Origin of the sequence: Pseudomonas sp. Fl4BN1, assembly GCF_009908285.1 — a bacterium.
Classification (GTDB): Bacteria; Pseudomonadota; Gammaproteobacteria; order Pseudomonadales; family Pseudomonadaceae; genus Aquipseudomonas.
In genome coordinates this window covers 138947-163779 of sequence record NZ_JAAARM010000004.1, presented here as the reverse complement: position 1 = coordinate 163779, position 24833 = coordinate 138947, and the positions used below count along the sequence as shown (strand labels likewise).

Sequence of the window (24833 nt, the reverse complement as noted above, 5' to 3'; positions counted from 1 at the left end):
GAGCCGGCTCCTACGGGGGCGGGTTCAGATTGCGTTGTGGGTTTTCAGCCAGCCAAGGCCGGCCTCGGTGGTGGTCAGCGGCTTGTACTCGCAACCGACCCAGCCCTGGTAGCCGATGCTGTCCAGGTGCTCGAGGAGGAAGCGATAGTTGATCTCGCCGGTGCCCGGCTCGTTGCGCCCGGGATTGTCCGCCAGCTGGATGTGGTTGATCTGGCCCAGGTGGCTGGTCATGGTCCGCGCGAGGTCACCTTCCATGATTTGCATGTGGTAGATGTCGTACTGCAGGAACAGGTTGGCGCTGCCTACCTGCTCGCGGATCGACAGTGCCTGGGCGGTGGTGTTGAGGTAGAAGCCGGGGATGTCGCGGGTATTGATGGCTTCCATCACCAGCTTGATGCCGACCGCCTGGAGTTTCTCGGCGGCGTACTTGAGGTTGGCGACGAAGGTTTTTTCCAGCAGGGCCGCGTCTGCGCCCTGAGGGCGGATGCCGGCCAGGCAGTTGATCTGGGTGTTGCCCAGGACCTGGGCGTAGGCGATGGCCAGGTCGACACCGGCGCGGAACTCCTCGACCCGATCGGGCAGGCAGGCGATACCCCGCTCACCCTTGCCCCAGTCGCCGGCCGGCAGGTTGAACAGGACCTGGGTCAAGCCATGGGCATCAAGTTGAGCCTTGATCTCCGCAGAGCTGAATTCGTAGGGGAACAGGTATTCGACACCGCTGAAACCGGCATTGGCAGCAGCCTTGAAGCGGGCGAGGAAGTCCTGTTCGGTGAACAGCATGGACAGGTTGGCAGCGAAACGCGGCATGGTGGTCTCCTGTAAAGCGGTTAAGCCTGTGGCCGCTGCGAAGGCTGCGTTCGATCTGCGTGCGACCTCTCGGAAGAGGCCGCACTGGGCAGACCGCCGCAAGGTTCGGCGAACCCGCTCGGCCAAACGCGGACCGAGCCTGTGGCAGTGGCTTCGGGGGGTTAGTCGAGCAGGGAAATCGCAGTAGGGGCGTCGTTGCCGACCAGCGCCAGGTCTTCGAATTCGTTGACCGCGTTGATCTCGGTGCCCATGGAGATGTTGGTCACCCGCTCGAGGATGATTTCCACCATGACCGGTACCTTGAACTCCTCGGCCATTTCCTGGGCCTTGCGCAGTGCCGGTTGGATTTCACTCGGCTCGAACACCCGCAGTGCCTTGCAACCCAGCCCCTCGACCACGGCGACGTGATCGACACCATAGCCATTGAGCTCGGGGGCGTTGAGGTTGTCGAAGGACAGCTGCACGCAGTAGTCCATCTCGAAGCCGCGCTGGGCCTGGCGGATCAGCCCCAGGTAGGAGTTGTTCACCACCACGTGGATGTACGGCAGCTTGAACTGCGCACCCACTGCCAGCTCCTCGATCATGAACTGGAAGTCGTAATCGCCGGACAGTGCCACCACCTTGCGGCTCGGGTCAGCCTTGACCACGCCCAGGGCGGCGGGAATGGTCCAGCCCAGCGGGCCGGCCTGGCCGCAGTTGATCCAGTGGCGTGGTTTGTAGACGTGGAGAAACTGTGCACCGGCAATCTGCGACAGGCCGATGGTGCTGACGTAACAGGTGTCCTTGCCGAACACCTGGTTCATCTCTTCGTAGACCCGTTGCGGCTTGACCGGAACGTTGTCGAAGTGGGTCTTGCGGTGCAGGCTGGCCTTGCGCTGCTGGCAGTCATGCAACCAGGCGCTGCGATCTTTCAGCTTGCCGGCGGTCTGCCATTCGCGAGCCACTTCCAGCAGCACGGTCAGGGCACTGCCGGCGTCCGAGACGATGCCCAGGTCCGGGGTGAATACCCGGCCGATCTGGGTAGGCTCGATGTCCACGTGAATGAACTTGCGGCCTTCGGTGTAGACGTCCACCGAACCGGTGTGGCGGTTGGCCCAGCGGTTGCCTATGCCCAGCACCACGTCCGACTTGAGCATCGTGGCGTTGCCGTAGCGGTGGGAGGTCTGCAGGCCGACCATGCCCACCATCTGCGGGTGATCGTCGGGGATAGTGCCCCAGCCCATCAGGGTCGGGATCACCGGAATGCCGGTCAGTTCGGCGAACTCCACCAACAGTTCGCTGGCGTCGGCGTTGATCACGCCACCACCGGCCACCAGCAGCGGACGCTCGGCCTGGTCCAGCATGGCCAGGGCCTTTTCCGCCTGGATCCGGCTCGCCGCAGGCTTGGCCAGCGGCAGGGGCTGGTAGGCGTCGATATCGAATTCGATTTCTGCCATCTGTACATCGAATGGCAGGTCGATCAGCACTGGGCCAGGACGGCCGGAGCGCATTTCATAGAAGGCTTTCTGGAAGGCGTAAGGCACCTGGCCGGGTTCCAGCACAGTGGTGGCCCACTTGGTCACCGGCTTGACGATGCTGGTGATGTCCACGGCCTGGAAGTCTTCCTTGTGCAGGCGTGCCCGCGGTGCCTGGCCGGTGATGCAGAGAATCGGGATCGAGTCGGCAGAGGCGCTGTACAGGCCGGTGACCATGTCGGTACCCGCGGGGCCCGAAGTGCCGATGCACACGCCGATGTTGCCGGCCTTGGTGCGGGTGTAGCCCTCGGCCATGTGCGAGGCGCCTTCAACGTGGCGAGCGAGTACGTGATCGATGCCACCGACTTTCTGCAGCGCGGAATACAACGGGTTGATGGCGGCACCCGGGATGCCAAAAGCGGTATCGACCCCTTCACGGCGCATCACCAGAACGGCGGCTTCGATTGCTCTCATTTTGCTCATGGTTTTGTGCCTCTTACGTTTTGTAATTGTATACAAGTGGCTTTTCCGCAAAGTGTATTCACGGCGGGCTACGCAGGTCAATCCATTTTCTTGGGCTACAGTGGCTTTCAGCAAGACCCCGATAAACCGGCGTCCTTTTGTCGCAGGAGAGGTGTTTCGCGAATTATTGTATACAAAAAATAAATTCATTGTGTTCTATTTGTTGTATCGGACTTCTCCTACAAGAAGCTTCCTCTGGCTTTCTCAATAACAAGATAAGGACGGCACCCATGAGCGCTTTAACCTTGAAAGTCGCAGTCAACCTGGCCAACCAGGCCATCAGTGCGGGGCGCAAGATCAGCGCGGCCCCGTTGACCATCGCCGTGCTGGATGCCGGCGGGCACCTGGTGACCCTGCAACGCGAGGATGGCGCCAGCCTGCTGCGGCCGCAGATCGCCATCGGCAAGGCCTGGGGGGCAGTGGCCCTGGGCAAGGGCTCGCGCCTGCTGGCCCTGGACGCACAGCAGCGCCCCGCGTTCATCGGTGCATTGAATGGGCTGGGACAGGGCAGTGTGGTGCCGGCGCCGGGTGGGGTATTGATCCGGGATCAGGCCGGTGCGGTGATTGGCGCGATCGGCATCAGTGGCGATACCTCGGACATTGACGAGCAGTGTGCCATCAGCGCCATCGAGGCCCAGGGCCTGAAGGCGGACGGCGGCGTAGCGGCCTGACCCCAAGCCGCTGTCGCGGGCTCGGGGTCTGATCGGGCAACCCGGCCCGAAGGTGTTTCCGGGTCAGGATGCTTGCCGTGACTGCTATTGAGGTGCGCAGCTTGCGCCAGTGGCGAGCGAAGGGGGATGAGCGGGCTGGATCTCAGCGGTCCGGTTCGCAGCCCTTGAGTACCAGGCGGATGATGGTCTGCGCCGCCGCCTCGTAGTCTTCTTCGGTAAGCTTGGCCTTGCCGGTGACCACCGAGATCTGCCAGTCGAAGTCAGCGTAGGTCTGGGTCGCGGCCCAGATGCTGAACATCAGGTGGTTGGGATCGAGCGGGGCGATCTGGCCACGGTCAATCCAGGTCTGGATGCATTCGATGTTGTGCTTGGCCTGGACGTTGAGCTGTTCCACCTGGTCCGGGCTCAGGTGCGGGGCGCCATGCATGATCTCGCTGGCAAACACTTTGGAAGCAAAGGGCAGGTCGCGGGAGATGCGGATCTTCGAACGGATGTAGCCACTGAGCACTTCACTGGGCACGCCGTCGGCGTTGAACGGAGTGGAAGCCTGGAGAATCGGCTCGATGATGCTTTCCAGCACCTCGCGGTAGAGGTTTTCCTTGGACTTGAAGTAGTAGTAGACGTTGGGCTTGGGCAACCCGGCCTTGGCGGCGATGTCGCTGGTCTTGGTCGCTGCAAAGCCCTTGTCGGCAAACTCTTCACTGGCGGCCCGCAGGATCAGTTCTTTATTGCGCTCGCGGATGGTGCTCATAAACCGGGGGATTCCTTGCCTGTTCGGGCGGTTGCGCATGGTAGCACCGGCGTCGCGAGGGGCTCAAGAATGCCCGTTGGCCGTGGTTTTCCAGCTTCCGGCATCTCGCCTGCCCGGCCTGCGGCGCGGTATGCTTCGGGTCTTATTTCACGCAGGGAAGCCTGGCCCATGGCTGGAAGCAGTTTGCTGGTTTTGCTCGACGACATCGCCGCGGTACTGGATGACGTGGCCTTGATGAGCAAGATGGCGGCGAAGAAAACCGCAGGGGTACTGGGCGACGATCTGGCGCTCAACGCCCAACAGGTTTCCGGGGTGCGCGCGGAGCGGGAAATTCCGGTGGTCTGGGCCGTGGCCAAGGGGTCGTTTCGCAACAAGCTGATCCTGGTGCCCGCGGCGCTGGCCATCAGTGCCCTGGCGCCCTGGTTGGTCACGCCATTGCTGATGCTCGGCGGCGCCTACTTGTGTTTTGAGGGGTTCGAGAAGCTGGCGCACAAGTACCTGCACCAGGCCGAGGAGGTGACTGGGCACGAGTCGACCCTGCAGGCGCTGGCCGATCCCCAGGTGGACCTGGTGGCTTTTGAGCGGGAGAAAATCAAAGGGGCAATCCGCACCGACTTCATTCTCTCCGCAGAAATCATCGCCATCACCCTGGGGATCGTGGCGGGGGCTTCGCTGACGCAGCAGGTGGTGGTGCTTTCGGGGATCGCGATTGTCATGACGGTCGGTGTCTATGGCCTGGTGGGTGGCATCGTCAAGCTGGATGACCTGGGACTGTGGCTGGCGCGGAAGCCGGGTGCCCTGGCCAAGCGCATTGGCGGGGCGATCTTGCGGGCGGCGCCACTGATGATGAAGAGTCTGTCGGTGATCGGCACGGCGGCCATGTTCATGGTCGGCGGCGGCATCCTCACCCACGGCGTTCCTGCAGTGCATCATCTGATTGAAGGCCTGGCCGAGCGCAGCGCGGCGCTGATCGGCGTGGTCTCGGTGATCATGCCGACCCTGCTCAATGCCGTGGCCGGGATCATTGCCGGGGGGCTGGTGCTGTTGGCTGTGACGCTGGTGGGCAGGGGTTGGCGCGCGGTACGCGGCTGATCCCTGTTCAGCCGGCGGCTGTCAGCCTGGCCGGTAATGCGCCGGATGGCTGCTGCCGGCACCAGCGACGCCAGGTGAACTGCAACTGCAGGATCGCCGCCCGGGCCATCTCTTGAGGCTGAACGGCCAGGCCTCGGTCTTTCTCCAGGGCCTTGAGCAGAGCCACCGAGGCCGCGTCCAACTGATCGCCGCGTGCCACAGTCGGGCCGCCATGCTTGAGCAGTGCTGCCAAGTGCAACAGATAGCGGTCGCGCTCGGCAGCCAGGGCTCCCTGCGCCGGGTCCAGGCAACTGCGCAATTGCAGCAACTCATCGCCCAGGTCCAGCCCCAGCAGGCCGTTGTCCCAGTGAACGCGACGGTTCTCGGGTTGCATCTGCCAATACCTCGATAACCGGATCAGGCGGTCGGCCATGCGCCCGCCGAACCAGCTCTCGGCCTGTTCCGCAGGGCGCGCAGTGAGTTGTGCCAGGTCGAACAGTGACGCCTTGAACATTCGCCGGTAGTGATGCTCGCCCGGGTTGAGGCTGATCAGCCGCAGCACCACCACGGCAATGCCGACCCCGATCAGGGTGGCCATGGCCTTGTTCAGAAAGGCCCCCAGGTCATAGGTCATCAGATTGCTCGGGCCGACATTGTTGACGAAGAAGATGCAGAAGGCCGAGGCGATCGGCGCGATCTTTGGCCGACTCATGCACAGCGAAGCAAAAAACAACGGCACTCCCAGGCCCAGGCACAGCAGCGGGAAACCGTCCCAGCCGGGCAACAGGCCGAGGCTGACCACCGCCGCCACGGGGATCGACAGGGCTATGCCCTTGAGGAAGTTCAGGCAGGCGGCCGCGGGGTTCTCGCGCCCGGCAAACAGGCTCAATACCACCCCGCAGATGGACACGGCACCCAGTCCCGAAGGCCAGGCGGACAGCAGCCAGAAACCGGCCACAGCGAGAAAGGCCAGGGCACTGCGCAGCCCGCCCAGCAGCCCTTGCTGAATGTCCCGGTGCCATGACAGGGCGCCGGGAGCGCCGGCGGGTACCCGGCCCTGTTCCACGGCGCTGATGCTGCTGGCGCTCTGTTCCACCAGGTTCAATACCTGGGTCAACTGGACCAGGCACAGGTGGTTTTCGGCTGATAGCGAGCGATCTTCCAGGGCCTGCTCCAGGCTCTGGGCCAGGGGCGCGAGGATTGGCTCATGCTCGGCTTCGAGGGTCTGGATCGTCTGCTGAATCAATGGCTCCAGGCGCTGGGCGTTTTCCAGGTCGAGCATCTGCCGTTGTCGTGCCACGCCCCGGGCGGCTCGCAGCAACCCCAGCAGGTCTCGGCTGAGGACTCGCAGCGCCTGGGAGCGGCGGCGTCCCAGGGGGCCTTCGAACCAGGCATGGTCACGTTGGGCGTCCACCGCGACGATGCGCCCCAGGGCTTCCAGGAGCCCCTTGCGCTGGTCTTCCCCCAGCAGTTCCGAGGCGGCCGCACGCCGCCCCGCCAGCCAGGCGGCCCGGCCCTGAATGGCCAGTGTCTGTTCAATCCGGCGTGGCCATAGAACGATGCTCGCCACCGCGGCGCAGATGATTCCCAGGCCGATCTCCGAGCAGCGTGCCACGGCCTGGTCGAATACCTGCAATGGCGCCGCGGTGGCGGGCAGGGCAATGATTGCGGTGGTGTAGCCGGCCAGTACGAAGCCATAGGCGGCGTGATTGCGCAGCAGTGAGGCACCGGTGGTGCAGAAGGCCAGCCACAGGGCCATGGCCAGCAGGAAAAGCAGCGGTGCCTGGCCCAGCACGGCGATCAGCAGGATCGAAACCACGGCCCCGGTAAACGTCCCCAGCAAGCGGTAGGCACCTTTAGCCAGCACCATGCCGCTGCTGGGCTGGCTGACGATGAACACGGTGGTCAGGGCCCATTGCGGCTGTTCGAAATTCAGGCGCAGCGCCAGGTACAGGGCCAGTCCGCCGGCAATCAGGTTCCTGGCGGCGAACAACAGGTCCGAAGGCGCGGGGGCGAAGAGTGCTTGCCAGACATCGGCGATGTGAAGGGTGGGGAATCTCATGCTTCAGACACATAGATAGCTAGCTAATGATTAGCATCGTATCTATTTCCCCGAGAGATGCCAATCGGCTTTTCGCTCTCGTTGTGGGGTTGTAACGGCTGCAGGCGGACCGCCCGAGGAGTGTCGCCCCGCCGGATGGGCGGGACTGTCGGGGTAGGGGTTACTCGGCGATCTGCAACTTGCGCGATTCGCTATACACGTAGCGCACTTTCTCGTACTCGAACGGCGAGTTCAACTGGCCATAGCGGAAGCTGGTCTGGTAGCGCTTGTCGACGCCACGCAGTGCCCAGATCTCCGGGTGGTTGCTGCTGACTTCCGAGACATTGAGAAAGTTGATCGCCGACTCTGCGGTGTAGTCCACCGCCAGCCCCGCGGTATCGCGCAGGTTCGAAGGGCCGAGGATTGGCAGCACCAGGTAGGCGCCACCGGGTACGCCATAGAAACCCAGGGTCTGGCCGAAGTCTTCGCTCTGGCGTGGCAGGCCCATCTTGGTGGCCGGGTCCCACAGGCCGGCTACGCCGATGGTGGTGTTGAGCAGCAGCCGCGCCGTGGTGTCCATGGAGCGCTTGCCCTTGAACTGCAACAGGCTGTTGACCAGGTTGGGCACGTCGCCGAGGTTGTTGAAGAAGTTGCTGACCCCGGTGCGCAGGAAGCTTGGCGTCACATAGCGGTAACCGTCCACCACCGGCAGGAATACCCACTGGTCGAAGCGGTAGTTGAAGTGGTAGACCCGGCGGTTCCAGGACTCCAGCGGGTCGTAGATGTTCAAGGCGTTGAGGGTCGAGCGTTCGAACTCACGCTGGTCCAGCCCGGGGTTGAACTTGAGTTTCTTCAGCGGCTCGGTGAAACCGTCGGCATCCGGCACGGTGGGGGTGTTGGCCTTGCTGTTGTCAGCTTGGGCATAGCCGGTGCAGAGCAACGCAGCGATAAGCAGGAGATGTTTAGCCACGGAAGAACTCCAGCATGGCGTCGCTGTTGACGCGGTAGTTGAGGTTGCCGCAGTGGCCGCCATGGGGGTAGACGGTCAGGCGGTCGCCAAAGGTTTTACGCAGGAAGCCCAGGTCGCCGGGGCCGAGGATCACGTCGTCGGCGTTGTGCATCACGGCGATCTTGGTGCTGTTCTTGAGGTAGTCCTGCAGGGCGTAGAGGCTCACCTGGTCGATCAGTTGCAACAGGCTGCCGCCGTCGGTACGGGCACGCCACATCGGGATCACCTGTTCGGTCAGGTAGCAGTCGAAGTCGCATTGCAGGGCGCGCTTGAGAAACGGCGTGAGGCTGGTGCCTTCGCGGATCGGGTACTTGGGCGGGGTGATCAGGCCGCGACGGTTGATCAGGTCCGAGGTGAAGGCGATGTCCGCCGCGGAGAAGCGGAACGAGGTGCCGATCAGCATCGCCATCTGTTCGTTGGTCAGGTGTTGCTTGGACTGTTGGAAATCGTAGAGCAGGGCGTCGTTGAGATCGATGTAGCCCTTCTGCTGGAAGTAGCGGGTCAGCTTGCCCAGTACCAATTCGTAGAAGGTGGTGCTGTTGTTGATGCCCTTGACCTCGGTCTGTACCAGCTTGTCGAGGTTGGTGATCGAGGTGTAGAGGTTGACCGGCGGGTTGAGCAGCAGGACTTTCTTGAAGTTGAAGCTGCGCCGGGTTTCATCCAGCTTGCTGACGAACGCCGCATCCAGGGCCCCCAGGCTGTAGCCGGTGAGATAGAACTCGGTGATCGGCAGCTTGGGATTTTGCGCCCGCACGGCCTGCATCACCCGGTACATGTCTTCGGCATCTTCCTGGGTCACGCCGGGCGTGGCGAAGCGCGAGGCGGCGCTGATGAAGTCGAAACTGGTGGGCGAGGACAGTTGCACCACGTGGTAGCCGGCCTTGTAGTAGAGCTTCTTCAGGTACTCGTTGAGGCTGCTGTCGTAGCGCGCGCCGGTACCGGCAATCAGGAAGATCAGCGGCGCAGCGTGGTCCTGGGTGGCGATGCGGTAGGTGAGCTTCTTCACCGCCCAGAAATTGTCCGGGAGGATGAACTCGCGCTCCGGGCGCAGGGTCAGGCTGTGGTCCGACTGACGGATATCGTCATTGGAGGGCAGTTCCGGGCGCAACTCCGGTGGCGTGGTGGCAATGGTGGCTTCGAAGGGGTTGGTCAACGGATAGCCATAACTGGCCGCGTCAACGTCGACCGCCAGTGCGGACGCACTCAGGATAAGGCCGCCGAACAGGGCGGCGAAGCGCAAGAAACGAAGCATGACTATATCCCTAGAAGGAAGGTGCCGAATGAGGTTCGCAGGCTATGACCACCGCGCTGCTGCCGAAGTGCCATGGTTGGATGCAAATAACGCCTGTGGCAGGCACATCAGGGGGGTGATAGTAGCCGGGCGATACACTTTGCCGCTATTTGCTTAACAGTTATCTATGCATCGAGCTTGCCAAGCGTCCATGGACGATTATGCTGGGCGCCGTTTTGATTGTTCGGAGTGTTTCATGTCTCGCCGCTTGCCCTTGATTCTGCTGCTTGTTGTCCTGCCGCTGTGGTTGGCCGCCAGTTATGGCCTGCGCTACGGCTTCATGGAGGATGCTCGATGGGTGGGCGTCTGTGTCGATGAGGCCAGCCGTTGGGAATGTTCGTTGCGCTCGAACCTGGGCTGGATGATCCACTTCAAGGTGCTGGGCTGGAGTGCCTTGGGCGCGGCACTGCTGGCGTTTGTCGTTCCCGGGCGTGCCGGCTGGGGGTTGGCGGTGCTGGCCGTGTTGGCCGGCATTCCCGCCTTGGCTCTGTACAACACCACCCTGGCGGTGTTTGCGGTGGTGATCGCGGCCCTGCGCCTGGTGCGCGCCAAGTAAGGACTGGGCTCGCTGTAGCGACTGCCGTGGCAGTCGGCTACAGGTTGCGATGGATCAGGCGATACGCGCCCGCAGGCTGCGCCACATTGCCGCCACCATCAACAGGCTGACCAGGGCCCAGCCCCAGGCCTGCTGGTTGGCCAGGCCTTCCTGGTACAGCTGGGGAGCGATACCGGCGCCGACGATAAAGGTCAGCAGGGCAATCTCGCGGCGCGGCACCCGCACCGGGCGGCACAGGTAGACCACCGCCGGCAGCAGCAGGGCGGCGCTGGGGAAGCTGCGATAGCGTGGGTCGAACACCAACTCCAGCATCATTACTGCCGCGGCGAACCCTGTTGTCGCCAGCAACCAGCCTGCACGCTTCTCCAGAGCATTGAAGGCTCGCAGGCGCCAGCCTTCGCGAGCACTCAAGGTCAGCGCGGCATGGGCCAGGACCAGCAGGTTCAGGCCGAGCAGCAGCGCGGCCCAGCACCATTCGCCGGTGAAGCGGCTGGTGACGCGGGCCAGCTCCCCCCAGGTACCGATCGTGCTGGCGGCCAATGCCCCCAGCAGCGGCAAGAGCAGCGCCGCACGTCGACTGCGAACCCGGCCGCCGAGGATCAAGGTGCCGAAGAAGATCACGGCGCCTACCCCTAGCCATAGCGGCCAATAAGGTAGGTTGGACACGGGGCCGGCAAGAATACCCTTGTCCTGGCGATCTGCGTCGAACAGCCCCCAGTACCCGCCCACCGCACCTTCGCTGGCGCGTTTCCATGGCTGGTCGAAGGCTTCGATCAGGTTGTAATGCCAGCCATTGTGTTCTGCCAGCGCAACGAAACCGCGAATGAACTTGGCCTCGTTGACCCGGCTCGGCAGTGCGGTTTCTCGCTGGCGGCCTTCGCTGGGCCAGCCGGTTTCACCGATCATTACGTCTTTGGGCGCGAAGCGGTTGCCAAACACCTGGCGCACCTCGGCCACGTGGTTGAGGGCGGCGTCGATGTTCGACGGATCATCTTCCCAGTACGGCAGCAGGTGGATGGTGAGGAAGTCCACCGCCGGGGCGATTTCCGGGTGCTTGAGCCAGAACTCCCAGACGTCGGCATAGGTTACTGGCTGTTTGACCCCGGCCTTGACCTTGAGGATCAATCGCGCCAGCTGCGGGCCGGTGACTTCCTTGCGCAACAGGGCTTCGTTGCCGACGATCACCGCGCTGACCACATCCGGGTTGGCGTTGGCCGAGGCGATCAGCAGGTCCACTTCTTTCTCGGTGTCCACCGGGTTGCTGTTGACCCAGGCGCCGATCATCAGCTTCAGACCGTGCTTGCGGGCTAGCTCGGGCAGGGCCTCAAGGCCGGTCATGGAGTAGGTGCGGATGCACTCGAAGCGGGTGGCCAGCAGTGCCAGGTCGGCGTCCATGCGCTCGGGGCGCAACTTGAACGGTTGGTCGAAGGGCGACTGGTCCTTGTCGAACGGGGTGTAGGAGGCGCACTGCAGTTTGTGGCTGGCGCTGGCGACGTCCGGTAGATGCACCGGCTGGCCGAGGCCGTACCAGTAACCGCAGAGGGCCAGCAGGCCAAGCAGACAGGACGATAGATAAGCAAGGGCGGGGAAGCGTGCAGTGGCGGGCATGGTCAGGCCGTCGTGGAACAAAGCCGGGCATCTTACCTGCATTTGTTCGCGGCTTGGTGGCCTGCATGATTTTGACATGCAAAGTTCGGGCGGGCCCGCTGTCCGGGCTGTGGAGGCGGCTGGTTGCTGGCTATCTGATGTCGTTGCTTGTTGCCTTGAGGTCGCAGACAGAGCAGGTCGCGGACAGTGGCGGGTTGATGATCAGGGCATCAGCACTCCGCTGATGATCGAACGCGTTCGCGGTGAGGCGTGATGGAGGCGCAGCGCACCATAACCATACGTTGACGTGCCCGGCACTCGCCCGGCACTGCACTTTTCGGGGAAGTAACGATGAAGATGCGACGACTCTTAGGCGCAGGTGCCGCACTGGTACTTGCCATCAGCTCCACTCTGGCCAGTGCCGATAGCAAGACCCTGAGCATCGGCTACGTCGATGGCTGGTCCGACAGTGTGGCGACGACTCATGTGGCGGCGGAGGTGATCAAGCAGAAGCTCGGTTATGACGTCAAGCTGCAGGCGGTGGCGACCGGGATCATGTGGCAGGGCGTGGCCACCGGCAAGCTCGATGCCATGCTCTCGGCGTGGCTGCCGGTGACCCACGGCGAGTACTGGGCCAAGAACAAGGACAAGGTGGTCGACTACGGCCCAAACTTCAAGGATGCCAAGATCGGCCTGATCGTGCCGGAGTACGTCAAGGCCAAGTCCATTGAGGATCTGAAGATCGACACCACGTTCAAGAACAAGATCGTTGGCATCGACGCCGGTTCAGGGGTGATGCTCAAGACCGACCAGGCGATCAAGGACTACGGCCTGGACTACAAGCTGCAGGCCAGTTCCGGGGCGGCGATGATCGCCGAGTTGACTCGTGCCGAAGAGAAGCAGGATTCCATCGCCGTGACCGGCTGGGTGCCGCACTGGATGTTCGCCAAGTGGAAGCTGCGTTTCCTCGATGATCCAAAAGGCGTGTATGGCGCTGCTGAAACCGTCAACAGCATCGGCAGCAAGGGCCTGGAGAAGAAGGCTCCGGAAGTGGCGGCGTTCCTGAAGAAATTCCAGTGGGCGTCGAAGGACGAAATCGGCGAAGTCATGCTGGCCATTCAAGACGGCGCAAAACCCGATGTGGCGGCCAAGGACTGGGTCAGCAAGCACCCGGAACGCGTTGCCGAGTGGACTGCCAAGTAGTCGAAAAGCGTCTAGAACAAGGGTCTTGAGGCCATCCACGGAAAGTCCGTGGATGGCCTTGTCTTTTCGAGGAGGAAAGTTGGCGCGGCCGCTAATGTCGTTCTAATACTAAGGTCGTCTGGAACCTGTTCTGCAGCCGCATAGAGTGGATTAGGTTCTACCTAAAATCTGTGCTGCGAGGATAAAAACAATGAACGACAGCATTTACCTCTCGATTCAAAACAGCCCGCGCTTCAAGGAGCTGGTCAGCAAGCGAGAGCGGTTCGCCTGGATTCTCTCGGCGATCATGCTTGGGCTTTACTCGGCTTTCATCCTGTTGATCGCCTATGGGCCCCAGATCCTGGGGGCCAAAATCAGTCCAACCTCATCCATCACCTGGGGCATTCCCATCGGTGTTGGCTTGATTCTCTCGGCCTTCGTCCTGACGGCTATCTATGTGCGCCGCGCCAACGGTGAGTTCGATGACCTGAACAACGCGATTCTGAAGGAGGCTCAGCAATGATCCGACGTCTATTCGCAGCACTCGGACTTGCCGCTTTCGCTCCTGCCCTCTGGGCCGCAGACGCTTTGACGGGTGAAGTCCACAAGCAACCCCTCAACGTATCGGCGATCCTGATGTTCGTGGTCTTTGTCGGTGCCACCCTGTGCATCACCTACTGGGCCTCCAAGCGCAACAAGTCGGCCGCTGACTACTATGCGGCGGGTGGCAAGATCACCGGTTTCCAGAACGGTCTGGCGATTGCCGGTGACTACATGTCGGCGGCGTCCTTCCTGGGGATTTCCGCCCTGGTGTTCACGTCCGGTTATGACGGCCTGATCTATTCCATCGGCTTCCTGGTGGGCTGGCCGATCATTCTGTTCCTGATCGCCGAGCGCCTGCGTAACCTGGGCAAGTACACCTTTGCCGACGTGGCGTCCTACCGCCTCGGGCAGACCCAGATCCGTACCCTGTCGGCCTGTGGTTCGCTGGTGGTGGTGGCGTTCTACCTGATCGCGCAGATGGTCGGTGCCGGCAAGCTGATCCAGCTGCTGTTCGGTCTCGACTACCACGTGGCGGTGATCCTGGTAGGTATCCTGATGTGCCTGTATGTGCTGTTCGGCGGCATGCTGGCCACTACCTGGGTACAGATCATCAAGGCGGTGCTGCTGCTCTCCGGTGCGTCCTTCATGGCGCTGATGGTGATGAAACACGTCAACTTTGACTTCAACACGCTGTTCTCCGAGGCGATCAAGGTCCACCCCAAAGGTGAGGCGATCATGAGTCCTGGCGGTCTGGTGAAGGATCCAATCTCGGCGTTCTCGCTGGGGCTTGCGCTGATGTTCGGTACTGCTGGCTTGCCTCATATCCTGATGCGCTTCTTCACCGTGAGCGACGCCAAGGAAGCCCGCAAGAGCGTGCTCTACGCCACAGGCTTCATCGGCTACTTCTACATCCTGACCTTCATCATCGGCTTTGGCGCGATCCTGCTGGTGAGCACCAACCCGGACTTCAAGGATGCCGCAGGCGCCTTGCTGGGCGGTAACAACATGGCGGCGGTGCACCTGGCCAATGCGGTGGGCGGCAGCGTGTTCCTCGGCTTCATCTCGGCAGTGGCCTTCGCCACCATCCTGGCAGTCGTGGCGGGCCTGACCCTGGCCGGCGCCTCGGCGGTGTCCCACGACCTGTATGCCAGCGTGATCAAGAAGGGCAAGGCCAACGAGAAGGACGAGATCCGCGTTTCCAAGATCACCACCGTGGCCTTGGGCGTGCTGGCGATCGGCCTGGGCATTCTCTTCGAGAGCCAGAACATTGCGTTCATGGTGGGTCTGGCGTTCTCCATCGCTGCCAGCTGCAACTTCCCGGTACTGCTGCTTTCCATGTACTGGAAGAAGCTCACGACCCGTGGCGCGATGATCGGCGGCTGGATGGGCCTGGTCAGTGCCGTTGGCCTGATGGTCCTCGGGCCGACCATCTGGGTGCAGATCCTGCATCACGAGAAGGCGATCTTCCCGTACGAGTACCCAGCGCTGTTCTCGATGATGATTGCCTTCATCGGTATCTGGTTCTTCTCCATCACTGACAAGTCGACCTCGGCGGCCAACGAACGGGCGCTGTTCTTCCCGCAGTTCGTACGTTCGCAGACCGGCCTGGGTGCAAGTGGGGCGGTATCGCACTAAAAGAGTGATGTGCATCGGCTTCTATTAATAAGCCGAGTAGTAGCTAAGTGCCCTGATCGCGAGATCGGGGCACTTTTTTATGGGGGCGGATTAAGTGGAGGTATCTGTAGTGCTGAATGGTGTTGTGCTGGTGCGTAGCTCTTGTCACTGCTCGAGCAGGCTGAGCGGCAGCGCGGCGTAGCGATAGCGGGGCTGATGGTCGGTGGTTGGCGTGAAGTGCGATCGGGCGCTTATGGCCGCGGATGCGGGAAGGCGCTGCAAATACGGCGGCTGAGCACCTGCTGGGGGGAGGGGGGCAGGTTGTCACTATCCGCAGCCTTCGCGGCTACAGAGGGCTGTGAGTGCCGTGTCAGGGGAGGGCGAAAACAAATACGACCTCTAAGAGAGGCCGTATCCGCTGCAGCTAAGACTTGATCGCAAGACAGGTCTTATTTGCGGTCTTCCAGTTTAGTGATGTCACGCGACTCGTAGCCGGTGTACAGCTGGCGTGGACGGCCGATCTTGTAAGGGCTGGAGAGCATTTCCTTCCAGTGGGAGATCCAGCCGACGGTCCGCGCCAGGGCGAAGATCACGGTGAACATGCTGGTTGGAATGCCGATGGCCTTGAGGATGATCCCCGAGTAGAAGTCGACGTTCGGGTACAGCGAGCGCTCGATGAAGTACGGATCGGTCAGGGCGATCTCTTCCAGGCGCATGGCCAGTTCGAGTTGTGGATCGTTGTTGATGCCCAGCTCTTTCAGAACTTCGTCGCAGGTCTGCTTCATTACCGTGGCGCGTGGATCGCGGTTCTTGTACACACGGTGACCGAAGCCCATGAGTTTGAACGGATCGTTCTTGTCCTTGGCCTTGGCGATGAACTTGTCGATGTTCGAGACATCGCCAATTTCGTCGAGCATGGTCAGCACGGCTTCGTTGGCGCCGCCGTGAGCCGGGCCCCAGAGTGCCGCAATGCCGGCAGCGATACAGGCGAACGGGTTGGCACCCGAGGAGCCTGCCAGGCGCACGGTGGAAGTCGAGGCGTTCTGTTCGTGGTCGGCGTGGAGGATGAAGATCCGGTCCATTGCCTTGGCCAGTACCGGGCTGATCGGTTTGATCTCGCACGGGGTGTTGAACATCATGTGCAGGAAGTTTTCCGCGTACGACAGGTCGTTGCGCGGGTACATCATCGGCTGGCCCATGGAGTACTTGTAAACCATCGCTGCCAGGGTTGGCATCTTGGCCACCAGGCGCACGGCGGAAATCTCGCGGTGCTGCGGGTTATTGATGTCCAGGGAGTCGTGGTAGAACGCCGACAGTGCGCCGACTACGCCGCACATCACCGCCATTGGGTGGGCGTCGCGACGGAAACCGTTGAAGAAACTCTTCAACTGTTCGTGAACCATGGTGTGGTTCTTCACGGTGCTGACGAACTGGGCCTTCTGTTCTGCGGTCGGCAGTTCGCCGTTGAGCAGCAGGTAGCAGGTTTCCAGGTAGTCCGACTTTTCAGCCAGCTGTTCGATCGGGTAGCCGCGGTGCAGCAGGATGCCGTTGTCGCCGTCGATGTAGGTGATCTTCGACTCGCAGGAAGCGGTCGACATGAAGCCTGGGTCAAAAGTGAAGCGGCCCGTGGCCGTCAGGCCCCGAACATCGATTACATCAGGACCAACGGTGCCGGTTAAAATGGGCAGCTCGACGGGGGCTGCGCCCTCGATGATCAACTGCGCTTTTTTGTCAGCCATGTGGCCTCCTATTTATGCTTGAAATCATCAGACAGACCCCCCACGCAGGGCCCGCACCACTATAGTGAGATAAATCCGAATGTCAATTTGCCTAAAGTCTTGTCCCAGAAGGCTTTGGGAGGGTTTTTTGCGCGAAATTCACTGCCATTTACGCCTTTTATTAGGCTAACGCAATGAGCTATTAGGGGAAGGTCTTTGCGTTGTCATTAGTAGCCTAACTGTCTATACTCGGCCACCGACCTCCGTAGGCTTCTGGGCCCGCTTTGCTGGGGGTCGCACTCCCTGGGTAGTGGTTGCCTGACCAGTGCACTCCCCAACAACTTTGCCCTGATTGTTAGGGGCTCTTCAGTGTGAAAAAAGCCGTGAATAGCCAACGACCTGTAAACCTAGACCTAAGGACCATCAAACTCCCCATCACCGGCGTTACGTCGTTTCTCCACCGTGTTTCCGGCATCATCCTCTTCCTGGGCATCGGCATCATGCTTTACGCATTGAGCAAGTCCCTGGGCTCTGAGGAAGGTTATGCCGAGGTGAAGGCGTGCTTGACCAGTCCGCTGGCCAAATTCGTTGCATGGGGCCTCCTGTCCGCCTTGCTGTATCACTTGGTGGCCGGTGTGCGCCATCTGATTATGGACATGGGCATCGGTGAAACGCTGGAAGGCGGCAAGCTGGGCTCGAAAATCGTTATCGCCGTATCCGTGGTGATTATCGTTCTGGCGGGAGTTTGGATATGGTAACCAGCGTTACGAACCTGTCGCGTTCGGGCCTTTATGACTGGATGGCACAGCGTGTGTCTGCGGTCGTTCTCGCGGCTTATTTCATCTTCCTGATCGGGTACCTCGTAGCGAATCCGGGCATTGACTACGCACAGTGGCATGGCCTGTTCGCAAACAACTGGATGCGTATCTTCAGTCTGCTGGCCATGGTGGCCCTGGGCGCTCACGCCTGGGTCGGCATGTGGACCATCTCGACTGACTACCTGACGCCGATGGCGCTGGGCAAGTCGGCGACAGCAGTGCGTTTCCTTTTCCAGGCAGTATGCGGCGTCGCGATGTTCGCTTACTTCGTCTGGGGTGTGCAGATTCTCTGGGGTATCTGATTCATGGCTAACATTCCAACCATTTCTTTCGACGCCATCATCATTGGCGGCGGCGGCGCCGGCATGCGTGCCGCACTGCAGCTGGCCCAGGGCGGCCACAAGACTGCAGTGATCACCAAGGTGTTCCCGACCCGTTCGCACACTGTGTCTGCCCAAGGCGGCATCACCTGTGCGATCGCCTCGGCGGACCCGAACGATGACTGGCGCTGGCATATGTACGATACCGTCAAGGGTTCCGACTACATCGGTGACCAGGACGCTATCGAATACATGTGTCAGGAAGGCCCGGCTGCGGTCTTCGAACTGGACCACATGGGTCTGCCGTTCTCCCGTACCGAAACCGGTCGTATCTACCAGCGTCCTTTCGGCGGTCAGTCCAAGGACTACGGCAAGGGCGGTCAGGCTGCCCGTACTTGCGCGGCTTCCGACCGTACCGGTCACGCACTGCTGCACACCCTTTACCAGGGCAACCTGAAAGCCGGCACCACCTTCCTTAATGAGTGGTACGCGGTCGATCTGGTGAAGAACGAAGACGGCGCCTTTGTCGGCGTGATCGCCATCTGCATCGAAACCGGTGAAACCACCTACATCCGCGCCAAGGCTACCGTTCTGGCAACTGGCGGTGCGGGCCGTATCTACGCCTCCACCACCAACGCCCTGATCAACACCGGTGACGGTGTCGGCATGGCGCTGCGTGCTGGCGTTCCGGTGCAAGACATCGAGATGTGGCAGTTCCACCCGACCGGCATCGCCGGCGCTGGTGTCCTGGTGACTGAAGGCTGCCGCGGTGAAGGCGGTTACCTGATCAACAAGCACGGCGAGCGTTTCATGGAGCGTTATGCTCCGAACGCCAAAGACTTGGCGGGTCGCGATGTTGTGGCACGTTCCATGGTCAAAGAGATCATCGCCGGCAACGGTTGTGGCCCGAATGGCGACCACGTGATGCTCAAGCTCGACCACCTGGGTGAGGAAGTGCTGCACAGCCGCCTGCCAGGTATCTGCGAGCTGTCCAAGACCTTCGCCCACGTTGACCCGGTAGTTGCTCCGGTTCCGGTTGTTCCAACCTGCCACTACATGATGGGCGGCGTTGCCACCAACATTCACGGTCAGGCGATCACTCAGAACACTGATGGCGAAGACACCATCATCCCTGGCTTGTTCGCAGTGGGTGAAGTGGCTTGCGTATCGGTGCACGGTGCCAACCGTCTGGGCGGCAACTCGCTGCTGGACCTGGTGGTATTCGGTCGTGCGGCCGGTCTGCACCTGGAAAAAGCGCTGACCGACGGTATCGAATACCGCGACGCCAGCGACACCAACGTAGAAGTTGCCCTGAACCGCCTGGCCAAGCTCAACGAGCGCACCACCGGTGAAGACGTTGCGACCCTGCGTCGTGAACTGCAGAACTGCATGCAGAACTACTTCGGTGTATTCCGCACTGGCGAATACATGCAGAAGGGTATTGCCCAGTTGGCTGACCTGCGTGAGCGTATCGCCAACGTCAAGATCAACGACAAGTCTCAAGCTTTCAACACTGCGCGTATCGAAGCACTTGAGCTGCAGAACCTGCTGGAAGTGGCCGAAGCCACGGCCATCGCTGCCGAAGTGCGTAAAGAGTCCCGCGGTGCTCACGCCCGTGAAGACTTCGAAGACCGCGATGACGAAAACTGGCTGTGCCACACCCTGTACTTCCCGGGTGAGAAACGCGTTGCCAAACGTGCCGTGAACTTCTCGCCGAAGACTGTTCCGACTTTTGAACCTAAGATTCGGACTTACTAAGGGTGGCCACTATGTTGCAAGTCAGTGTGTATCGCTACAACCCTGATCAGGACGCTGCGCCGTTCATGCAGGAATTCTCGGTCGATACCGGTGGTAAAGACCTGATGGTGCTGGACGTGCTGGCGCTGATCAAAGAGCAGGACGAAGGTTTCTCCTATCGTCGCTCCTGCCGTGAAGGCGTCTGCGGTTCCGACGGCATGAACATCAACGGCAAGAACGGCCTGGCGTGCATCACGCCGCTGTCCGCCGTGGTCAAGAAGAACAAGCTGGTTGTTCGTCCGCTGCCAGGTTTGCCGGTTATCCGTGACCTGGTCGTCGATATGAGCATCTTCTACAAGCAATACGAGAAGGTGAAGCCATTCCTGCAGAACGATACGCCGGCTCCGGCCATCGAGCGTCTGCAGTCCCCGGAAGAGCGCGAGAAGCTCGACGGTCTGTACGAGTGCATCCTGTGCGCTTGCTGCTCGACCTCTTGCCCGTCCTTCTGGTGGAACCCGGACAAGTTCCTGGGTCCAGCTGCGCTGCTGCAAGCCTATCGCTTCCTGGCAGACAGCCGTGACACCAAGACGTCCGAGCGTCTGGCTTCACTGGATGACCCGTTCAGCGTATTCCGCTGCCGGGGGATCATGAACTGCGTCAACGTTTGTCCGAAAGGCCTGAACCCGACTAAGGCCATCGGTCACATCCGTAACATGTTGCTGCAAAGTGGCGTGTGATTCAGCTGCTGTACCCGTAGGACCGCTGTACCCGTAAAAGCCACGGCGCGGGCTTCAACCCGCGTCATGGCTCTAACCTGAGCAGCAGCTCACAAAGTGGCTGCTCTTATTTTTGAAGAAATGAGACAAGCAGGGGCATCCGGGCTGGTACCCGGACTATCAGCGTGATCCTAAGTGGCTTGTTTTGGTCGCTGCATTCGGACTTCTGCAAGCTTGCTCGGTGTCGTCGCCGGTGGTGTTCCCCTAACCGAGGGTGACCAAGCATGCAAGAAAGCGTGATGCAGCGCATGTGGAACAGCGCCTACCTATCCGGTAGTAACGCTGCCTATGTGGAAGAGCTCTACGAGCTCTACCTGCACGACCCTAACGCTGTGCCAGAAGAGTGGCGCACTTACTTTCAGAAGTTGCCTACCGACGGCAGCACTGCCATCGATGTTTCGCACTCGACAATCCGCGATCATTTCGTCTTGCTGGCAAAGAACCAGCGCCGCGCCCAACCGGTATCCGCCGGCAGCGTGAGCAGTGAGCACGAAAAGAAGCAAGTTGAAGTGCTGCGATTGATCCAGGCCTATCGGATGCGTGGCCACCAGGCAGCCCAGCTGGACCCGCTGGGGCTGTGGCAGCGTCCTGCACCTGCAGACCTGTCGATCAATCATTACGGCTTGACCAATGCCGATCTTGATACGACCTTCCGTGCCGGCGACCTGTTCATCGGCAAAGAGGAAGCGAGCCTACGCGAAATTCACGAAGCGTTGCAGCAGACATATTGCCGCACCATCGGCGCTGAATTCACGCATATCACCGATTCCGAGCAGCGCCAGTGGTTCCAGCAGCGTCTGGAAAGCGTGCGTGGTCGTCCGACGTACTCTGCTGACATCAAGAGCCACCTGCTCGAGCGTGTGACTGCCGGTGAAGGCCTGGAAAAATACCTGGGCACCAAATACCCGGGCACCAAGCGTTTCGGTCTGGAAGGCGGCGAAAGCCTGATCCCGATGCTCGACGAGCTGATCCAGCGTTCCGGTTCCTACGGCACCAAGGAAATCGTCATCGGTATGGCCCACCGTGGCCGTCTGAACGTGCTGGTCAACACCTTCGGCAAGAACCCGCGCGAGCTGTTCGACGAGTTCGAAGGCAAGAAGAAGGTCGAGCTGGGTTCCGGTGACGTCAAGTATCACCAGGGCTTCTCGTCCAACGTGATGACTACCGGTGGCGAAGTCCACTTGGCGATGGCGTTCAACCCGTCCCACCTGGAAATCGTATCTCCAGTGGTCGAAGGTTCGGTACGCGCCCGTCAGGATCGTCGTAACGACCCAACCGGCGAGAAGGTTCTGCCGATCTCCATCCACGGTGACGCGGCATTCGCCGGTCAAGGCGTGGTCATGGAAACCTTCCAGATGTCCCAGACCCGCGGTTTCAAGACCGGCGGTACTGTGCACATCGTGATCAACAACCAGGTCGGTTTCACCATCAGCAACCCGCTGGACTCGCGTTCCACCGAGTACGCCACCGACGTCGCGAAGATGATCCAGGCGCCGATCCTCCATGTGAATGGTGATGATCCGGAAGCCGTATTGTTCGTGACCCAGCTGGCGATCGACTACCGCATGCAGTACAAGCGCGACGTGGTGATCGATCTGGTCTGCTACCGTCGTCGTGGCCACAACGAAGCGGATGAGCCGAGCGGCACCCAGCCGTTGATGTACCAGCAAATCACCAAGCAGCGCACCACCCGTGAGCTGTACGCCGAACGCCTGACCCAGGCCGGTGTGGTCGATGATGCGCGTGTTCAAGCGAAGATCGATGAATACCGCAACGCGCTGGACAATGGTCTGCACGTGGTAAAAAGCTTGGTCAAAGAGCCGAACAAAGAGTTGTTCGTCGACTGGCGTCCGTATCTGGGTCACGCTTGGACTGCGCGTCATGACACCCGGTTCGATCTCAAGACCCTGCAAGAGCTGTCCGCCAAGCTGCTGGAAATCCCGGAAGGCTTCGTGGTGCAGCGCCAAGTGGCGAAGATCTACGAAGACCGTCAAAAGATGCAAGCCGGCGGCCTGCCGATCAACTGGGGTTACGCTGAAACCATGGCGTACGCGACCCTGGCGTTCGAAGGTCACCCGATTCGCATGACTGGCCAGGACATCGGTCGCGGTACGTTCTCGCACCGTCACGCGGTCTTGCACAACCAGAAAGACGCGGGTACCTACATCCCGCTGCAGCACCTGTACCAAGGCCAGCCACGTTTCGACCTGTACGATTCGTTCCTGTCCGAAGAAGCCGTACTGGCGTTCGAATACGGTTACTCGACCACCACGCCTGACGCGTTGGTGATCTGGGAAGCCCAGTTCGGCGACTTCGCCAACGGTGCCCAGGTGGTTATCGACCAGTTCATCACCAGTGGCGAGCACAAGTGGGGCCGTCTCTGCGGTCTGACCATGCTGCTGCCGCACGGTTATGAAGGTCAGGGGCCGGAGCACTCTTCGGCTCGCCTGGAGCGTTATCTGCAGCTGTGCGCTGAGCACAACATTCAGGTAGCCGTACCGACCACGCCGGCGCAGATCTACCACTTGCTGCGTCGTCAGGTGATTCGCCCGCTGCGCAAGCCGTTGATCGTCCTGACACCGAAGTCGCTGCTGCGTCATAAATTGGCCATCTCGACCCTGGAAGATCTGGCCGAAGGTTCATTCCAGACCGTTATTCCGGAAATCGATGCCCAGGACCCGAAAAAGGTCGGTCGTATCGTGCTGGCGAGCGGCAAGGTCTACTACGACCTGCTGGAAAAACGCCGTGCCGAAGGTCGTGACGATATCGCCATCGTGCGTCTTGAGCAGCTGTACCCATTCCCTGAGGACGACTTGATTGAAGTCCTGGCTCCCTACACCAACCTCAAACACATCGTTTGGTGTCAGGAAGAGCCGATGAACCAGGGTGCCTGGTACTGCAGCCAGCATCACATGCGTCGCATCATCAGCGGTCACAACAAGTCGCTCGTACTCGAGTACGCGGGCCGTGACGCTTCTGCTGCCCCTGCTTGTGGTTACGCATCGATGCACGCTGAGCAGCAGGAAAAACTGCTGCAAGATGCCTTTACTGTTTAACGCCTTCGCGCACCTGAAACCGAATTTAAGGAACCACAGATAATGGCTATCGAGATCAAAGCCCCCACTTTCCCGGAATCGGTTGCCGATGGCACCGTTGCCACCTGGCACAAACAACCAGGCGACGCCGTCAAGCGCGACGACCTGATTGTTGACATCGAGACCGACAAGGTTGTGCTGGAAGTGCTGGCCACTGCTGACGGCGTGCTGGGCGCTATCGTCAAGAACGAAGGCGACACCGTTCTGTCCGACGAAGTCCTGGGCTCCATCGTTGAAGGCGCTGCTGCTGCCGCGGCTCCTGCTGCTCCGGCCGCTGCCGCTGCTGCCCCAACTGCTGCCGAAGGCGAAGACGATCCAATCGCTGCGCCTGCTGCGCGCAAGCTGGCTGAAGAGAATGGCATCAACATTGCGTCCGTTGCCGGTACCGGCAAAGGCGGTCGCGTGACCAAGGAAGACGTGGTGGCTGCTGTTGCCGCGAAGAAAGCCGCTCCAGCTGCCGCGCCTGCCAAGGCTCCGGCTCCTGCCGCTGCTGCTCCGGTATTCGCTGCCGGCGACCGCGTTGAAAAGCGTGTGCCAATGACCCGTCTGCGCGCCAAGGTTGCCGAGCGTCTGGTTGAAGCCCAGTCGAACATGGCGATGCTGACCACCTTCAACGAAGTCGACATGACTGAAGTCATGGCCCTGCGTTCGAAGTACAAGGATCTGTTCGAGAAGTCCCACAATGGCGTACGCCTGGGCTTCATGTCGTTCTTCGTCAAGGCCGCTACAGAAGCGCTGAAGCGCTTCCCGGCTGTCAACGCTTCGATCGACGGTGCCGACATCGTTTACCACGGCTACGCCGACGTTGGTGTTGCGGTTTCCAGCGACCGTGGCCTGGTGGTTCCGGTTCTGCGTAACGCCGAACTGATGAGCCTGGCTGAAATCGAAGGCGGCATTGCCACCTTCGGCAAGAAGGCCCGTGACGGCAAGCTATCGATGGAAGAGATGACTGGTGGTACTTTCACCATCACCAACGGTGGTACTTTCGGTTCGATGATGTCGACCCCGATCGTCAACCCGCCACAAGCAGCGATCCTGGGCATGCACAATATCCTGCAGCGTCCTATGGCGATCAACGGTCAGGTGGTAATCCGTCCGATGATGTACCTGGCGCTGTCCTACGACCACCGCCTGATCGACGGTAAAGAAGCCGTGACGTTCCTGGTGACCATCAAGAACCTGCTGGAAGATCCAGCGCGTCTGCTCCTGGACATCTAAAAAGCAGCCGCCGGCTGCAGGCGACAAGCTCCAGGCCCGATTCGGGCGAAGG

General features: G+C 60.9%; 20 protein-coding genes. 12 read left to right on the top strand and 8 right to left on the bottom strand.

From position 1 onward, the window contains the following. Positions 1-24: 24 nt before the first annotated feature. The gene (gene hyi, locus GV818_RS06260; RefSeq protein ID WP_161776066.1) at positions 25-807 is read right to left on the bottom strand and encodes a hydroxypyruvate isomerase; all 783 of its coding nucleotides are present in this window, start codon (positions 805-807) and stop codon (positions 25-27) included. Between the two features lie 161 nt (positions 808-968). Next, positions 969-2744 carry a glyoxylate carboligase gene (gene gcl / locus GV818_RS06255; protein ID WP_161753606.1) on the bottom strand — a complete coding sequence of 592 codons (1776 nt, stop codon included), beginning with the start codon at positions 2742-2744 and terminating at the stop codon, positions 969-971. Between the two features lie 269 nt (positions 2745-3013). Between gcl and GV818_RS06250 the strand changes: the two genes are divergently transcribed. Then, on the top strand, positions 3014-3454 hold the full coding sequence (locus GV818_RS06250) for a GlcG/HbpS family heme-binding protein (protein ID WP_161753604.1): 441 nt from the start codon (positions 3014-3016) through the stop codon (positions 3452-3454). A gap of 142 nt (positions 3455-3596) precedes the next feature. On the opposite strand, the gene GV818_RS06245 is transcribed toward GV818_RS06250, so the two are convergent. After that, complete coding sequence (locus GV818_RS06245) at positions 3597-4205, bottom strand: TetR/AcrR family transcriptional regulator (protein WP_161753602.1); 609 nt, start codon at positions 4203-4205, stop codon at positions 3597-3599. Between the two features lie 168 nt (positions 4206-4373). On the opposite strand from GV818_RS06245, the gene GV818_RS06240 reads away from it, so the two are divergent. After that, positions 4374-5297, top strand: coding sequence for a DUF808 domain-containing protein (locus tag GV818_RS06240; RefSeq protein WP_161776065.1), 924 nt, complete (start codon positions 4374-4376; stop codon positions 5295-5297). A 7-nt stretch (positions 5298-5304) separates the two neighbouring features. Here GV818_RS06240 and GV818_RS06235 read toward each other — a convergent pair whose 3' ends face one another. The 3 genes from GV818_RS06235 to GV818_RS06225 all read right to left on the bottom strand — a co-directional run bounded on the left by GV818_RS06235 (position 5305) and on the right by GV818_RS06225 (position 9578). After that, complete coding sequence (locus tag GV818_RS06235) at positions 5305-7338, bottom strand: FUSC family protein (protein WP_161776064.1); 2034 nt, start codon at positions 7336-7338, stop codon at positions 5305-5307. Between the two features lie 160 nt (positions 7339-7498). After that, entirely contained in the window at positions 7499-8287 is a 789-nt protein-coding gene (locus GV818_RS06230) for an MlaA family lipoprotein (RefSeq protein ID WP_161753590.1), read from the bottom strand. Continuing rightward, positions 8280-9578 carry a serine/threonine protein kinase gene (locus tag GV818_RS06225; protein WP_161776063.1) on the bottom strand — a complete coding sequence of 433 codons (1299 nt, stop codon included), beginning with the start codon at positions 9576-9578 and terminating at the stop codon, positions 8280-8282. The genes GV818_RS06230 and GV818_RS06225 overlap by 8 nt, the downstream gene beginning before the upstream one ends. A gap of 235 nt (positions 9579-9813) precedes the next feature. Here GV818_RS06225 and GV818_RS06220 point away from each other — a divergent pair, with 235 nt between their 5' ends. Then, positions 9814-10173, top strand: coding sequence for a hypothetical protein (locus tag GV818_RS06220; protein ID WP_161753586.1), 360 nt, complete (start codon positions 9814-9816; stop codon positions 10171-10173). Between the two features lie 54 nt (positions 10174-10227). Here the strand turns inward: GV818_RS06220 and GV818_RS06215 are convergent, their stop codons facing one another. Further along, on the bottom strand, positions 10228-11781 hold the full coding sequence (locus GV818_RS06215; RefSeq protein ID WP_161776062.1) for a beta (1-6) glucans synthase: 1554 nt from the start codon (positions 11779-11781) through the stop codon (positions 10228-10230). Positions 11782-12111: 330 nt separating this feature from the next. Between GV818_RS06215 and GV818_RS06210 the strand changes: the two genes are divergently transcribed. The 3 genes from GV818_RS06210 (at position 12112) to GV818_RS06200 (ending at position 15120) form a co-directional block, all read left to right on the top strand. Next, positions 12112-12963: a glycine betaine ABC transporter substrate-binding protein gene (locus GV818_RS06210; RefSeq protein WP_161776061.1), complete on the top strand. Its 852-nt coding sequence runs from the start codon at positions 12112-12114 to the stop codon at positions 12961-12963. Between the two features lie 190 nt (positions 12964-13153). Then, positions 13154-13465: a DUF485 domain-containing protein gene (locus tag GV818_RS06205; RefSeq protein ID WP_161753582.1), complete on the top strand. Its 312-nt coding sequence runs from the start codon at positions 13154-13156 to the stop codon at positions 13463-13465. Then, positions 13462-15120: a cation acetate symporter gene (locus tag GV818_RS06200; RefSeq protein WP_161753580.1), complete on the top strand. Its 1659-nt coding sequence runs from the start codon at positions 13462-13464 to the stop codon at positions 15118-15120. The genes GV818_RS06205 and GV818_RS06200 overlap by 4 nt, the downstream gene beginning before the upstream one ends. Before the next feature lie 428 nt (positions 15121-15548). Here the strand turns inward: GV818_RS06200 and gltA are convergent, their stop codons facing one another. Next, entirely contained in the window at positions 15549-16838 is a 1290-nt protein-coding gene (gene gltA, locus GV818_RS06195; protein WP_011060047.1) for a citrate synthase, read from the bottom strand. Positions 16839-17188: 350 nt separating this feature from the next. Between gltA and sdhC the strand changes: the two genes are divergently transcribed. The 6 genes from sdhC (at position 17189) to odhB (ending at position 24781) form a co-directional block, all read left to right on the top strand. Further along, a complete protein-coding gene (gene sdhC, locus GV818_RS06190; protein WP_368668864.1) occupies positions 17189-17575 on the top strand; it encodes a succinate dehydrogenase, cytochrome b556 subunit in 387 nt (128 codons plus the stop codon). Next, on the top strand, positions 17569-17937 hold the full coding sequence (gene sdhD, locus GV818_RS06185; protein ID WP_159897100.1) for a succinate dehydrogenase, hydrophobic membrane anchor protein: 369 nt from the start codon (positions 17569-17571) through the stop codon (positions 17935-17937). Before sdhC ends, sdhD begins: the two co-directional genes overlap by 7 nt. Before the next feature lie 3 nt (positions 17938-17940). After that, entirely contained in the window at positions 17941-19713 is a 1773-nt protein-coding gene (gene sdhA / locus GV818_RS06180) for a succinate dehydrogenase flavoprotein subunit (RefSeq protein ID WP_161753578.1), read from the top strand. An 11-nt stretch (positions 19714-19724) separates the two neighbouring features. After that, positions 19725-20429 carry a succinate dehydrogenase iron-sulfur subunit gene (locus GV818_RS06175; protein ID WP_161753576.1) on the top strand — a complete coding sequence of 235 codons (705 nt, stop codon included), beginning with the start codon at positions 19725-19727 and terminating at the stop codon, positions 20427-20429. A gap of 263 nt (positions 20430-20692) precedes the next feature. Beyond that, on the top strand, positions 20693-23524 hold the full coding sequence (locus GV818_RS06170; protein WP_161753574.1) for a 2-oxoglutarate dehydrogenase E1 component: 2832 nt from the start codon (positions 20693-20695) through the stop codon (positions 23522-23524). Between the two features lie 42 nt (positions 23525-23566). Continuing rightward, positions 23567-24781: a 2-oxoglutarate dehydrogenase complex dihydrolipoyllysine-residue succinyltransferase gene (odhB, locus tag GV818_RS06165; protein WP_161753572.1), complete on the top strand. Its 1215-nt coding sequence runs from the start codon at positions 23567-23569 to the stop codon at positions 24779-24781. Positions 24782-24833 lie beyond the last annotated feature (52 nt).